Origin of the sequence: Xylanimonas sp. McL0601 (assembly GCF_049852175.1) — a bacterium.
Lineage (GTDB): Bacteria > Actinomycetota > Actinomycetes > Actinomycetales > Cellulomonadaceae > Xylanimonas.
The window spans coordinates 1,636,318-1,650,030 of record NZ_CP187527.1; the positions used below are offsets into that span (position 1 = coordinate 1,636,318).

The 13,713-nt window shown below is 71.3% G+C and carries 9 protein-coding genes; 6 read left to right on the top strand and 3 right to left on the bottom strand.

The genetic code is table 11. The features are described from left to right. Positions 1–179 precede the first annotated feature (179 nt). Genes ACO4JP_RS07485 through ACO4JP_RS07500 form a run of 4 tightly spaced genes read left to right on the top strand, consistent with a single transcriptional unit; the run spans position 180 to position 6,920 of the window. Positions 180–1,655, top strand: a complete 1,476-nt coding sequence (locus tag ACO4JP_RS07485; RefSeq protein ID WP_425956750.1) for a DUF3375 domain-containing protein — start codon at positions 180–182, stop codon at positions 1,653–1,655. After that, positions 1,652–2,359 carry a DUF4194 domain-containing protein gene (locus ACO4JP_RS07490; protein WP_425956751.1) on the top strand — a complete coding sequence of 236 codons (708 nt, stop codon included), beginning with the start codon at positions 1,652–1,654 and terminating at the stop codon, positions 2,357–2,359. Before ACO4JP_RS07485 ends, ACO4JP_RS07490 begins: the two co-directional genes overlap by 4 nt. Then, positions 2,356–5,745 (top strand): ATP-binding protein, encoded by a 3,390-nt coding sequence (locus ACO4JP_RS07495; RefSeq protein WP_425956752.1) that lies wholly within the window; start codon positions 2,356–2,358, stop codon positions 5,743–5,745. Before ACO4JP_RS07490 ends, ACO4JP_RS07495 begins: the two co-directional genes overlap by 4 nt. Positions 5,746–5,750: 5 nt before the next feature. Next, positions 5,751–6,920 carry a Wadjet anti-phage system protein JetD domain-containing protein gene (locus ACO4JP_RS07500; protein WP_425957067.1) on the top strand — a complete coding sequence of 390 codons (1,170 nt, stop codon included), beginning with the start codon at positions 5,751–5,753 and terminating at the stop codon, positions 6,918–6,920. Between the two features lie 354 nt (positions 6,921–7,274). Here the strand turns inward: ACO4JP_RS07500 and ACO4JP_RS07505 are convergent, their stop codons facing one another. Beyond that, entirely contained in the window at positions 7,275–8,552 is a 1,278-nt protein-coding gene (locus ACO4JP_RS07505) for a carboxylate--amine ligase (protein WP_425956753.1), read from the bottom strand. Positions 8,553–8,677: 125 nt separating this feature from the next. Between ACO4JP_RS07505 and murJ the strand changes: the two genes are divergently transcribed. Further along, positions 8,678–10,324 carry a murein biosynthesis integral membrane protein MurJ gene (gene murJ / locus ACO4JP_RS07510; RefSeq protein ID WP_425956754.1) on the top strand — a complete coding sequence of 549 codons (1,647 nt, stop codon included), beginning with the start codon at positions 8,678–8,680 and terminating at the stop codon, positions 10,322–10,324. Between the two features lie 11 nt (positions 10,325–10,335). Here the strand turns inward: murJ and ACO4JP_RS07515 are convergent, their stop codons facing one another. Both ACO4JP_RS07515 and ACO4JP_RS07520 read right to left on the bottom strand, forming a co-directional pair. Beyond that, a complete protein-coding gene (locus ACO4JP_RS07515) occupies positions 10,336–10,755 on the bottom strand; it encodes an MmcQ/YjbR family DNA-binding protein (RefSeq protein WP_425956755.1) in 420 nt (139 codons plus the stop codon). A 29-nt stretch (positions 10,756–10,784) separates the two neighbouring features. Beyond that, positions 10,785–11,813 carry a lipid II:glycine glycyltransferase FemX gene (locus ACO4JP_RS07520; RefSeq protein ID WP_425956756.1) on the bottom strand — a complete coding sequence of 343 codons (1,029 nt, stop codon included), beginning with the start codon at positions 11,811–11,813 and terminating at the stop codon, positions 10,785–10,787. 331 nt (positions 11,814–12,144) lie between these two features. On the opposite strand from ACO4JP_RS07520, the gene ACO4JP_RS07525 reads away from it, so the two are divergent. Then, positions 12,145–13,674 carry a hypothetical protein gene (locus tag ACO4JP_RS07525; RefSeq protein ID WP_425956757.1) on the top strand — a complete coding sequence of 510 codons (1,530 nt, stop codon included), beginning with the start codon at positions 12,145–12,147 and terminating at the stop codon, positions 13,672–13,674. Positions 13,675–13,713 lie beyond the last annotated feature (39 nt).

A 13,713-nucleotide genomic window follows, 5' to 3' on the forward strand; every position in this document is an offset into this window, starting at 1 on the left:
GCTCACCTTCCGCACGAACCTCCAGCGACAGAGCGCGACACACGTCCGTTGGTGGCGCTTCACGGTCGAGGGTGTAGTGGGGGCCTGAAGCCGCCGGCCCAGGACACCGGCCTCGTCGCGGATCGATGTCGAGACCGGCGGCGAGCGGGAGTGTCGGTGTCCTTTCGTAGTCTTTCCGCGTGACAGCACTGAGCGCCGCACTCGCGGCACGGCGACATGCCGCGACGAACAGCGCCTGGTCGCTGCTGCGCGCCTCGAACGCACCGGTGGCTGTTGCGATTCTGGGCAGCCACCTCGCCGGGGAGACGCGGACGATGGCGGCGCCGCTGCTCTTCGAGGCGGTCGAGGCGGACCTGGACGAGCTCCGCGCCCACGGCTTCGAGCTGCCGCGGACCGCCGTCCAGTACTGCGGCGACTGGCTCGCCTCCGGGTACCTCGTCCGCCGTCCGGGCCAGGCACGCGAGGAGGTGTACGAGCTGAGCGAGGGCGCGCTCGTCGCTATCCGGTTCGTCGAGCAGCTCGCCGACCCCCGGCCGAGCGTCACCGAGTCGCGGCTGGCGACGATCGTCGAGCGCATCCACCAGCTCTCCGTCGACACTGACCCGGACGTCACACGCCGGATCGCGGCGCTCACGGTGGAACGGGACCGGATCGATGCGCGGATCGCTGCGCTGTCGGCGGGCGAGACCGACGTCTTGCCGGAAGATCGCGCCCTCGAGCGCGTCGTCGACATCCTGTCCCTGACTGCGGAGGTGCCCGAGGACTTCGCACGCGTGCGCGCCTCGCTCGAGCAGCTCAACCGCGACCTGCGTGCACGGCTCGTCGAAGAGCCGGAGTCTCGCGGTGCGGTGCTCGACGACGTCTTCCGCGGCGTCGATCTCCTCGCCGAGTCCGACGCCGGACGGTCGTTCGCGGCCTTCTACGCCCTGGTGCTCGACGCCGAGCGGTCTGCGACGTTCGAGGACGAGGTCGACGAGCTGATGCGGCGGCCGTTCGCCCGTGGCCTGACCCGCGAGCAGGTGCGGACGTTGTCCCGGCTCCTGCCCGCACTGCAGGACGGCGGCAGCGAGATCCACCAGGTCATGACGTCGTTCAGCCGGAGCCTGAGGCGGTTCGTCCAGAGCGAGGAGCTGGCCGAAGACAGGCGAGTGCACCGGCTCGCGCGCGAGGCGCTCGCAGAGGCGAGCTCGCTGGCCGAGCAGGTCCAGCCCTACCGGTCGCTGGGCATCGACCTGCGGCTCACCGCGGTCACGGCCAGCCAGATCTCGGCCCTGCGTCTGCTCAACCCTGCGGACAGCGAGACCAGCGAGCTCGTCGCTTCGGCACCATCGGCGACAGCCGACCTTGCCGCGCTCCGCGAGTTCGTGCGGGCGTCGGAGATCGACCTCGACGAGCTCACTCGGAACGTCAACGAGGTGCTTGCCGAGCGCGGGCCGTCGACCCTCGCCGAGATCCTCGACGCGCGGCCCGCGACGCAAGGAGTTGCCTCCGTCGTCGGGCTGCTCGTGCTCGCCGAGGAGCATGCGACGCGCACAGACTCCGGTCGCCTGGAGCACGTGCAGTGGCCGACGACGTCCGCCGACGGCGGCGTCAGGCCGCAGGAGACGCGCGGGGCCACCGTCCCTGAGTACCTGTTCGAGGACGCCTTGCCATGAACGAGACAGCCCTGACCGAGACATCCATCGCAGGGGCGGACGGAGCGGAAGTGGCCACCCAAGAGGGCGGCGACCGCCTGTGGCGCGGAGACACCGGCACCCTGCGGGAGCCCTCTCGCCGGGCGCTCGCGGCGCTGGTGAAAGGACCGTATGTGTCGGCGGAACGTCACGGCGACGTCTGGCGTGCCCTGGTCGCCGACACCGACGCGATCCGGTCCCGCCTGGCAGACATCTTCCTGGACCTGGTGGTCGACACCACTCTGGGCATCGCCTTCATCCGGGGTGCCCAGACCGATGCGGGCACCGCTCCGCAGGTGGTACGGACCCTGCCGCTGACCTTCATCGACACGGTTCTGCTGCTCCACCTGCGGGGCGAGCTGGTCCGTTCGGGCGGATCTGGGCGGGTGATCGTAGGCAAGGACGAGGTGTTCGAGCAGCTCCACGTCTACCGGGCGGCCTCCTCGACCGACGAGGCCGGGTTCACCAAGCGCATCAACGCCTCGTGGACCAAGTTCGAGAAACAGAACCTGCTGGCCAAGATCAGCACGGAAGGCCGGTTCGAGGTCTCGCCGGTCCTCCGGCTCGTCTTCGGGCCGGAAGAGATCGCCGCGGTCAGCGCGGAGTACAAGCGGCTGCTCGGCGGCGGCACGCCCGACGGTGCGACCAGCGAGACTGCCGAGTTCGAGGGCGAGGACGAGGAATGACCGCAGTGCACCCCGGCCAGTGGCGGCTCGAGCACCTCGAGCTGGTCAACTGGGGGACCTTCCACGGGCACCACACCATCGACGTCGCCCGCAAGGGATTCCTGCTGACCGGCCACTCCGGCTCCGGCAAGTCCTCCCTCGTCGATGCGATCACCGCCGTCCTGACGCCCCGGAGCAAGACGCGGTTCAACGCCGCTGCGGCCGACGGGTCCACGCGTGCCGACGACCGCACGGTGCTGTCGTACGTGCGTGGCGCCTGGCGGCGCGCCGCCGACGGCGACACCGGCGAGATCGCCACGCAGTACCTGCGCACAGGCGCCACCTGGAGCGGAATCCTGTTGCGCTACGCCAACGGCACCACGAGGCCTGATGGCGCCCCGCAAGTGGTGACCCTGGTCAAGCTCTTCCACGTCAAGCGCGGTGCCACGAGCCCCGGGGAGGTGCACGACCTCCACCTGATGCTCAACGACCAGCTCAGGCTGCTCGAGCTGGAGGAGTTCGCCCGCAACGGTCTCGACATGCGCGGGATCAAGCGGCGCTGGCCGGCGGCCGACGTACAGCCGGACCACTCGCGCTTCGCCGCAAAGTTCTCCAGGGCACTCGGCATCACGGGGGACCGCGCGATCCTGCTCCTCCACAAGACACAGTCCGCGAAGAACCTCGGCTCCCTCGACGAGCTCTTCCGCACGTTCATGCTCGACGAACCCTCGACGTTCGCCATCGCCACACGGGCCGTCGAGCAGTTCACCGAGCTCTCCCAGGCGCACGACGCCGTCGTCCAGGCGCGCGAGCAGGTTAACCACCTGACGCCCCTGGCCGCCCTGTCGCAGGAGTACGACGACGCCGGCGCGGCCGCGCAGGACGCGGAAGCTTTGTCGGTCGCGCTCGACGACTTTACGCAGTCCTGGAAGCTTGAGCTCACCCGGCAGGCGCTCGCGGGAGCGTCCGACCTCGCTGCACGGATGGACGAGGCACAGCGGCTCGCGCACACGGCGACGAACGAGGCCGAGCTGCGGGTGAGGGAGGCTCAGGCGCTGGTCGACGCCCGTGGCGGCGCAAGGCTGGAGGCGCTGGACGCACAGCTTGACGCGGCGACCGCCGCGCTGACATACACGCGGGCCGAGCGGGACCGACTGGAACGGGAACTGAGCTCGGTCGGAATCGCGATGCCGGAGTCGTTCGAGGACCTGGCCGAGCTTCAGCGCACGGCGTCGGCGATGGTCGCGGCCGCCGAGAGCGACCAGCAGGAGGCCGAGGCCCGGGTCCGCGAGCTGCACCAGCAGCGAGCGCGGCGCGCCGAACGGCGTGATGTGATCACCGCCGAGCTGCAGGCGCTGCGCAACGAGCGGTCCAATGTCGGCAAGGCCCTGATCGACGCGCGTCGGCTGATCGTCGAGGCGACCGGGCTCCCGAGGTCATCGCTTCCGTACGCCGCCGAGCTGGTCCAGGTCCGGTCCGCGCACGCCGACTGGACGGGGGCGATCGAGCGGGTGCTGCGCCCGTTCGCCACGGTGCTGCTCGTTCCCGCAGCGCACGAGCTTGCGGTCAGTGCCGCGGTCGATGCCGCACACCTGCGGGCGCACCTCAAGCTCGAGGTGGTGCCCGCGGTCGCGGACGCGCCGCGCCGGCCGTCGTCGGAGGACTCGCTCCTGTACCGCGTGGATGTGGCTGACCATCCGATGCGGGCGTGGCTGAACGCCGAGCTCGGCCGCCGCTTCGACTACCTGTGCGTCGAGACCGCGGCGGAGCTCGCCGGTGCCGACCGTGCGGTGACGCGCGCCGGCCAGGTGAAGCGGGCGAAGCGGTCGTACGAGAAGGACGACCGGTTCGCCGTCGACGACCGGTCGCGCTGGGTGCTGGGCTTCGACAACGCGGCCAAGGTCGACTTCTTCCTGGACCAGCTTCGAGCCGCCAACGACGAGCTCAAAGGGCTCGACTCAGAGCTCGGCACGCTGAGGCGCGACAATCTCGCGCACCAGAACAGGCTGCGGGTGCTCGGCTCGGCAGGGGGGATCGAGTGGCCGGCCATCGACGTCGCAGCACGCGAGCGCAAGGTCTCCGAGTCGACGCGCGCCCGGGCCGAGCTCCTCTCGGCGGACGGCGACCTGCGGCAGTCCCAGCACCTGCTCACCGTTGCTGAGTCCAAACGTGAGGAGGTGCGCGCCGAGGACGGAGAGGCGGGCAAGGCCGCCGCGAAGGCAAGCGCCGAGCTGGCCATCCTCGAGTCGTCGGTGCGCGAGCTGGAGTCGGCGGACATCGGAGAGGTGACGCCGAGCGTCGCCGCACTCCTAGAGGCCGAGTTCTACGCGGTCCGGGCCACACGCCAGGTCACCCACCAGTCGATCGACGGCGACTCGCGCAAGGTCTCCCAGGCGCTCCACCTGCGTGGGCGGGAGGCGCTGGCGACCCGCAACGAAGCCCAGCGCAAGATCACCACGCTTGCGGGGGACTTCCTGCGGCGCTGGCCTGCGTTGGCCAGCGACCTGACCGACGACGCCGAAGACCGGCAAGGGTTCCTCAAGATCCTGGGGGGCCTGCGCGCCGACCGGCTGCCCGACTTCGAGCATCGGTTCTTCGACCTGCTGCGGGAGCAGTCGCAGCAGAACATCGGTCTGCTCGCCCAGGAGATCCGCCGGGCGCCGAGCGAGATCCGGCGCCGGGTCGACCCGATCAACGACTCGTTGCGCCGCAGCCAGTTCGGTCCGGGCCGCTACCTGCAGATCCACGTCGACGAGGCCCGGCCGGCCGTCGCCGTCGAGTTCCTGCGCGACCTCAACACGATTGCGTCCGGGTCGCTGGCCGCCGACGAGGACCGTGCGGACGCGGAGGCGCGCTTCGCGGTGCTGGCGCGGGTGATGCGCCAGCTCGGATCGTCAGAGACCGCGGATCGCAGCTGGCGCGCGCAGTGCCTCGACACTCGCCGACACGTGCGGTTCGTCGGGCGTGAGGTGGACGCGGACCTGACCGTCGTCGACGTCTACGACTCGGGGGAGGGGCGCTCGGGCGGCCAGAAGCAGAAGCTTGTCGTGTTCTGCCTGGCGGCGGCGCTGCGGTACCAGCTCACGCGGGACGCCGAGGACGTGCCGTCGTTCGGGTCGGTCGTCATGGACGAGGCGTTCGACAAGGCGGACGCCACGTTCACGCGCATGGCGCTCGACATCTTCCGCGAGTTCGGGTTCCACATGATCCTGGCGACGCCGCTCAAGCTCCTGCAGACCCTGGAGGACTACGTGGGCGGCATCGCGCTCGTGACCTGCCGCGACTCGAAGGACTCGCAGATCGCGCCGGTCCCGTTCGACGAGCTCACCGAGTCTGCGCAGGGCGCGGGAGCCGAGGCCGCAGAGCCCGACCAGGCGATGCTCGAGCTGGAGCTCGACCGGTCGTGAGCTCGATGGTGACTCCCGACGCCGCCCGTGCCGCGGTGGCCAAGGTCTACCAGCGCCGGTTCGCCGAGTGTGCCACGGCCGGCACGTCCGGCGGCGGGCTGCTCGTAGACCTGCCGCTGCATCCGCCCACGGAGACGGCTGCCCTGCGTAGCCCTGGCACGGTGGCGGAGTGGATCGCGTCGTGGCGCGCGCTCGACCCGGGTGCCGGCGGCTCTGGCGTCGTCTGGGATGCTCGCCGCTGGGCGAGCATGGGGACGCAGACCGTGCCGGCTCGCCTCCAGCTCGGCGGCCCTGAGCAGGTGGCGCGGTTCGTCCGGAGCCTGGGGCACTGGCGGACGGCCAGCTCCCGCGCGGTGCGGCTTCGCGAGGCGCTTCCGGCGTCCGACGCCGTCGCCGCAGCCGTCCAGCGCACCCTGCGCGCCGTCGTCGAGCTGGCGCCGGACGACGTCGAACGCCTGGTGGGAGTGCTCAGGTGGCTGTTGGAAAACCCGCGATCGGGTCTGTTCGTGCGGCAGCTACCGATCCGCGGCGTGGACACCAAATGGATCGAGCAGCACCGGCCCACGGTTTCGGCGCTGTTCACCGCGGCGACCGGCGCTGAAGACCTGGGCCTCGCGACCAGACCCGCCCTCGTGCGGGTTCGGTTCCTGGACGAGGCCCTGTCTCCTGGCCGCATCACGGACCTCTCGGCGGCGGTCGACGAGCTGGCGAAGCTCCCGGTCGCTCCGGCGCGCGTCGTCGTGGTCGAGAACCTCGAGAGCTTGCTCTCGCTGCCCGAGCTCGACGGCGTCGTCGCTGTCCACGGCCAGGGCTACGCCGTGCGGGTCCTCGACCAGATCCCGTGGGTGCGTGCGGCCGACGTCGTGTACTGGGGCGACCTCGACACGGACGGCTTCAACATCCTGAGCATCGCGCGGGACAAGGTCCCGCAGACGCGGTCCGTCCTCATGAACCGTGCCGCGGTGACAGCCCATCTCGATCTCGCGGTGCCCGACCCGAAGCCGAGGCGCACGTTCGCGGGTCCTCTTACTGATGTCGAGCTCGATGCGCTGGAAGCGCTGCACGACGCCGGCGACGTGCGGATCGAGCAGGAACGGATCCCGTGGGGCACAGCTATGAGTGCGCTCCGCAAAGAGCTCGTCAGACGCACGTCGAGCACCCGTGTGCGTGCTTAGTGGGCGGTAGGGCTGGCCGGATGGGGTCACGGGTCACTTGGCGCTCGCGACGTCGAAGGCTGAACGCACTGGCCCGGACACACCCAGCGCTGCCGCGTACCTCAGCAGCTGCGCGCAGCGAGCGCCCGGTGTTGCGAGGCAGCGCCGGAGCGCGGAGTGGGCGACCGGCTTGCAGTGACGGCGGTGTGGCCGGCCTGCCCCAGGCCGCGGACCACGACCGCGCGGATCGTCTCGTGGTCCTCGCACACGCCGACCGTCAGCATCGCACCCTCCGCCTCGGCAACCCCGGTCGACCCCGAGCGTTGCGTACCCTCTCGAAGACTCCTCTAAGGAACGCGCAGAGCGGGGCGTCGTTCAGTCGGGCGTCGGGCTCGGGTAGTACCTCGCGTACTTGCGCCGGTAGTTCTGTGTGATGGCCTCGACCACGAGCCGGCGCCGCACACCGCCGTCCCCCCGCGGGTAGCGCAGCGGGTGGGCGACGCCGCCGCGCGCCTTGATCCGCCGCAACTGCGTGCGCAGGTCCGGATCGACGTAGCGCAGCAGCAGCCCGAACGGCACCACCGTGAACAGGACCTCGGCCGTCGCGCGACGCGGAGCGAGGCGTCGACCCAGCACCACGTCCTCGACCAGGACCTGCGCCACGTTGACCCCGGCCGCCGTGACGTAGTGGTTGTTGCGCCCGATACGAGGGTTGACCTCGAAGAACACGTGCCGGCCGCCGCGCTCGTCGCGCTTGAAGTCGAAGTTCGCGAACCCCACGTAGCCGACGTCGTCCAGGAACCGCCTCGCGGCGTCCATGGCGTCGTCGTACGGCTCCACGAGGATCGCCGCCGGGATGCCCAGCGTGCCCGGGGTGTGCTCCTCCAGGAGCACCCGACCGCTGGACAGGAGGGTCACCTCGCCGTGCGAGTCCCGGTAGGCGGTCAGGGAGCGCACCTGGGTCTCGTCGCCAGGGATGTACGCCTGCACCAGCAGCGTGCCGGGGTAGCGGGCGGCGATCAGGCGGTCGAGCAGCATCGCGAGCTCGTCCGGGCTGCGCAGCGTGTGGACCTTCTGCTTGCCCGGGAAGTCCGTGCGATGCCACTCGGAGCTGTCCGAGGGCTTGGCGACCAGGGGCAGGCCGACGTCCGACGCGAGCCTCCTCGCCAGGTCGCCGGTCGCGACGGACCCGCCCTCGGCCACCAGCGCGGCGACGTCGACGGGCACCGTGCGCGGTGTCGCAATCCCGAGCCGTGCACACACCGCGGCGAAGCCGAGCTTGGTGCTGATCGTCTCGAGCACCTCGGGGCCGGGGTACTGGACCACATAGCCGGCGGCCTCGAGGCGCTCCCGGTGGCGCACGATGGTCTGCACGTGCCAGTCGGAGTTCGTCAGCAGTACCAGAGTCCGGCCCGCGGGCTGCCGCGCCTGCTCCTCCAGCGCGGCAAGCAGCACCTCGGCGTCGTCGAGGTCGGGAACGACGACGTTCTTCACGAACGCCGAGTACCGCATCGCCCGGGTCGCCACGGTGGACAGCACCGTCGACGACACCCCGTACTGCTCGTGGAACGCGCGGCACAGGCTGTACATGCCGATGTCGCCCCCGATCCCGACGACCGCGAGGCTGGCCGGGTGCGTCGTCGGCAGGACCATGCCGACAGCGTGACATGCGCACTCCCCGAATCCGGGGAGCCGCCGTCCGGGTTGTGCTGCGACGCACCGGCGGAAAGACGCTTGCAGTCCGGCGCGCCAGTGCCACCCTGGGCACAATGGCACCGATGAGGGACACCTCCCGGTCCCACCTGGGCCGCGACTCGCTGGTCATGACGGTGGGCACCGCTGCCTCGCGTGCGTCCGGCCTCGTCCGCACGATGCTCCTGGTCGGGGCCATCGGGCTCGTGGGCTCGGCCGCCAACGCGTTCGACATCGCCAACACGCTGCCGAACATGCTGTTCGCCCTGCTGACCGCGGGAGTGCTGCAGGCGGTGCTGATGCCGCAGATCATGCGCGCGCTGCAGCACGACGACTCCGAGCATCGCCTCGACAAGCTCCTCACCCTTGCCACCCTGACGCTGCTGCTGCTCACTGTCGTGCTCGTCGCGCTCACGCCGTTGCTGATCCGCCTGTTCACCCTCTACGGCGGATGGAGTCCGGACAGCCAGGCGCTCGCCGTCGTGCTCGGTTACTGGTGCGTGCCGCAGGTGTTCTTCTACGGCGTCTTCGCCGTGCTGGGCGAGGCGCTCAACGCGCGCGGTCAGTTCGCGGCGGTCGGCTGGGCGCCGATGGCGAACAACGTCGTGGCGGCGCTCGGCCTCGGGGTGTTCATCTGGATCTGGGGGCCGGCACCGGACCACGGGATCAACGACCTCTCCGCCTGGACGCCGGCAAAGACCGCCCTCCTGGGCGGCACCGCGACGCTGGGCATCGTCGTCCAGGCCGCCCTCCTCCTCGTGGCGCTGCGAAGGGGCGGGTTCCGGTGGCACCTGAGCCTCGGCCTGCACGGGATCGGGCTGCGCTCGGCGAGCAGGGTCGTCGGCTGGACCCTGGGTGCGGTCCTGCTCGAGCAGGTCGGCGTGACCTACCTGAAGAACGTGACGAGCGCCGCCGGCGAGCTGGGCGCCCGCCTCGGGGAGGCGTTCGCCGGCAACGCGGCCTACACGAACGCGCTGACCGTGTACCTGCTGCCGCACTCGCTGGTGGTGGTCTCGATCTTCACGGCGCTGTTCCCGCGGATGAGCGCGGCGGCGGTGGCGGGCGACCTCGACGGCGTCCGGGCCGACATGTCGGTCGGCCTGCGCTCGGCGGGGATCTTCACGATGCTGTCCGCCGCCGCCATGGTGGTGCTGGCGACCCCGCTCACCAAGGCGCTGCTGCCCTCGGCGAGCTCGGCCGAGATCCGCGCGGGGGCGCCGGTGCTGCGGGCGATGGCGCTCGGGCTGGTCGCCCTGGGTGCGACGGTCATGGTCAAGCGGATCTACTTCGCGCTCGAGGACGGTCGCAGCGTCTTCGTCATCCAGGTCGTCGCGACGCTCAGCATGGTCGGGGCCCTCTGGGCGGCGACCCTGGTGGTGGGGCCGCGGCGATGGGCCGTGGCCGCCGGTGCCGCCTACGCGCTGTCCACCTGGATCTCCGTCCTGCTCCGCGCCCGCGGCATGCGGCGCAAGCTGCACGGCATCGACGGCCACCGCGTGCTGCGTCTGTACGTGCGCTGCGGGGTCGCCGCCACGGTCGCGGCCGCCGTCGGCTGGGGGACCGTCCGGCTGCTCGGGTCCTCCGCCGACGCGCGATGGGCGCACGCCGTGCTCGTCACCACCGTCGCCGGCCTGGCGATGGCGGGGGTCTACGTGGGCTTGCTCAAGGCGATGCGGGTCAGCGAGCTCGACGACGCGATCCGCCCAGTGCTCCGTCGGCTGCGGCGGAGCTGACCGAGGGACTCCTATGAGGGCCCGTGTTCGGCGAGCCACGCCGTCGCGCGTCGGCGCGACGCCTGCGCGAGCCACGCGTCGCGGATCACCTCGGCAAGCTCGTCGCGGCTGAGCTCGGCCAGTCGTGACTCGCGGACCAGCACCGACGGGTGCCCGTCGAAGTGCGGCGTGGTGAAGAACGGGTTCGACTCGTCCTGCAGCAGCGCCTGCTTGTCCTCCTCGGAGGCCACCCACAGGACGATGACGTCGTCGTACCGCTCGCCCGTCTCGGGGTCGACGGCGTCGGGCCGCGGGTTGCGGAAGAAGACGAAGGACTTGTGACCAACCTGGTAGACGACGTTGCCGAGCTTGCCGCGATCCACGGTGACGTGCGGCATGGACAGCGCGATCTCATGGACGTCGGCGAGCCTCGCCCGGCGCGACTCAGGCATGCACCGTCCCTCTACCCGGACCTGCTCGCTCAGGCCGCCCGCTCGTGGTGCGGCCGCAGCCTGCGGACGATCCGCTTGGCGGCCGGCAACCCCCGCTCCCACATCGTGTAGAGCGGAGACAGCGGCACGTCCAGCGTGCCGATCAGCGTGTCCTCGTGGTGGGCGAATCCGCGCTTGAACTCGCCGATCCCGTCGTTGAGCAGGCCGTTCAGGTCATAACGTTCGTTCCCGAGCGCGCGGGCATCCATCATCGACGCCCAGTACACCGGCGCCATCCCACGCAGGTGCCGCCCGGCCTCGTTGCTGCCGGCGTAGAGCTGGAACGCCGTGGACGACGACGTCGCGGCCCACGCGAAGCAGCACGGCTCGCCTGCCTCGTCGTAGGCGGCGACGACACGCGAGTGCGGGCCGAGCTCCCGATGGATGGCGAGGTAGTAGTCGTCGTCGTGCAGCGCGAAGCCGGCGCGCTCAGCGGTCTCGTGGTAGACGCGAAGGACGTGGCGGACGTCCTCCACGTCGGTGACGAGGCGGATGTCGAGCCCGTCCCGCTCGCTCTTGCGGATGTCGTGCCGGGCGGAGTGGTGCATGTCGCGGAGCAGCTCTTCCGGCTCGTGCGTGAGGTCAAGGATCACGGTGGAGGGGTAGAGGATCGTGTTGCGGGCGGGGCGCGCCGGGAGGGCGCCGAGCGGCGTGTCCTCCGGCCAGTCCGGCTCGAACGTGACGGCAACGCCGCCGACGTGGTCGGCGCACCAGTCGATCACGGCACGGCACGATGCCTCACGGGTGGCCTCGGTGCCGAGGCCGTTCGGGCCCTGACCACCCCCCGTCACGACGGGCCCGCGCGGCACGTAGCTCAGTGCATTGAGCGGACGGGGGAGATGGCGCACGAGCACCTGCGCGAGCCCGACGGGGCCGCCGCCGTCGGCGGTGATCTCCAGGTGGTGTGCCGTCCAGTCGCCTTCGCTCTTGACCTCGCCCCAGCCCCACAGCTGCAGCGGGTGGCCGCCGAGGGCGAGCACCGCGGCGTCCCAGGTGTCGCGGTCGGCAACTTCCCGCACCGACAGGCCGTGAGACCTGGTTCGAAAAGGCTCGTTCACCTTCCTCACCCCCATCCATCCGGATCAACGGTGCGGCCCGGCGGCGGAAGCCGCAAACGAGAGGGGCCCGGCTCATCACGACGTTGAGCTAGCGGCGGCACCGCGCGACGTCAACACCTTCGGCGATTCTTGGAGCCCGCGTGCTTACCTGGATCCTGGCGCCGGACCGGTGCACGCACGACGCCGGTCCGGTGCTCGGCAAACAGGGCTCAGCGACCCAGCACGCTCGCTACGACGTGACCGTCAGACCCGGCGCACTGAGTCCTGGGGGAGCTGTCTGGGGACGAGGGTGATGCTGCCCGTCAGGCCGCGGTCGCGCACCGGGGTGTTCCTGGTCGCGCGCCCTGACGAGAGCCAGCGCGCGATCGTCGTGGCGTGCGCCGTGCTCGCGTTCGTCGCGCGCCTTGCCCGCGCGGGCGGCATCCCCGGCCTGTGGGCGTACGGCGGCTACGACGACGGCGTCTACTTCGCCGCGGCCGACGCGTTCGTCCACGGCAGGGTGCCCTACCGGGACTTTCTCTTGCTGCATCCCCCGGGCATCGTGCTCGCCCTCGCCCCGTTCGCGGAACTGACCCACTGGACGCCTGACGCGCAGGCCCTCGTCATGGCGCGCGTGGCGTGGATGGTCCTCGGCGCGGTGAACACGGCCCTCGTCGTGCGAGTCGCTGGAGCGGGAGGCCGCCGGTCGGCGCTCACCGCCGGTCTCCTCTACGCGCTGCTGCCGGTGGCGACAGGGGCGGAGTACCTGACGATGCTCGAGCCTCTCGGCACCACCGCCGTGCTGGCCGCGGTGCTTCTTGCCCGCCGGGCGGAACGCGCCGGTGCGAGCGGGTGGTGGTCGTTCGGCTCCGGTGCGGCCGTGGCCATGGCCCCGATGACGAAGATCTGGGGTGTCGTCGTCGTGGGGGTCGTTCTTGCGTGGCACGCGTGGCGGCTGGGGCCACGAAGCGCGCTCCGCGCCGCCTCGGGTGCGTTCGCAGCGGCGCTCGTCGTGATGGGGCCGTTCGCGGTGCTCGCCGGCGGGAAGTTCTGGCGCGACGTCGTCGTCGACCAGCTCGGACGACCACGGGCCCCGGTCAGCGCAGCCGCGCGCCTTGCGGGCCTGACCGGCACGAGCACCTCGGCGCTTCCCGGTGCGGCGGTGGTGGCCCTCGCGGGGGTCGTGTCCGTTGCGCTGATCGGCTGTTCGATCATCACTTGGCGTGCGCGTCGTGGCCGGCTCTGGGTCGTGCTGCTCGGCGTGCAGGTCGCCGTCCTGGTGCTGTCGCCGTCGTACTTCACCCACTACGCGGCGTTGGCGGCACCGTCGCTGGTGCTCGTGGTGGCGTCGGCCGTCGCCTCGGCGCCGCGCTTGTCGCGAGCGTCGATCGCGGTCGCCGCCTGCGCGGGCCTCGCCTGCGCGACCGTGTCGGCGCTGTCGCCCTCGGCGGTACCGTTCCCGGCGCAGACCGTGCGCGCGTTGCTGCCGACGGCGGGGTGCGTCCGCAGCGACTCGCCCGGAGCCTTGGTGCTGCTCGACCTGCTCAGCCGGGAGCTCAAGAGCGGCTGCACGGTTCTGGTGGATCTCTCGGGGATCTCTTACGACCGGCGCGGCCGCTCTGCGACGGGTCCAGTCTCGCGACGCTCGAACCGTCTGTACCAGGAGGAGGCCGTCGACTATCTGGCCTCGGGCAGCTCGGCCGTCCTTGTCCGGGGCCTTGGCGACGGGTTCTCCGGGGGCACCGTCCAGAAGATCCTCGCGGGGAGGCAGCTCGAGCGCGTCGGGGGGTATGTGCGGGTGCTCACCCTTCCCGGTGGGGTGCTGCACGACCCCGCCGGTTGAGCGCTCGAGCACCACGGGCCGCCGCGGGCGCGAGCCTTG

Bases quoted from the DNA above. Each gene is read 5' to 3' on its own strand.
- ACO4JP_RS07495 (WP_425956752.1), top strand. From the start codon at position 2,356: ATGACCGCAGTGCACCCCGGCCAGTGGCGGCTCGAGCACCTCGAGCTG.
- ACO4JP_RS07500 (WP_425957067.1), top strand. From the start codon at position 5,751: ATGGTGACTCCCGACGCCGCCCGTGCCGCGGTGGCCAAGGTCTACCAG.
- murJ (WP_425956754.1), top strand. From the start codon at position 8,678: ATGAGGGACACCTCCCGGTCCCACCTGGGCCGCGACTCGCTGGTCATG.
- ACO4JP_RS07490 (WP_425956751.1), top strand. From the start codon at position 1,652: ATGAACGAGACAGCCCTGACCGAGACATCCATCGCAGGGGCGGACGGA.
- ACO4JP_RS07525 (WP_425956757.1), top strand. From the start codon at position 12,145: ATGCTGCCCGTCAGGCCGCGGTCGCGCACCGGGGTGTTCCTGGTCGCG.
- ACO4JP_RS07505 (WP_425956753.1), bottom strand. From the start codon at position 8,552: ATGGTCCTGCCGACGACGCACCCGGCCAGCCTCGCGGTCGTCGGGATC.
- ACO4JP_RS07515 (WP_425956755.1), bottom strand. From the start codon at position 10,755: ATGCCTGAGTCGCGCCGGGCGAGGCTCGCCGACGTCCATGAGATCGCG.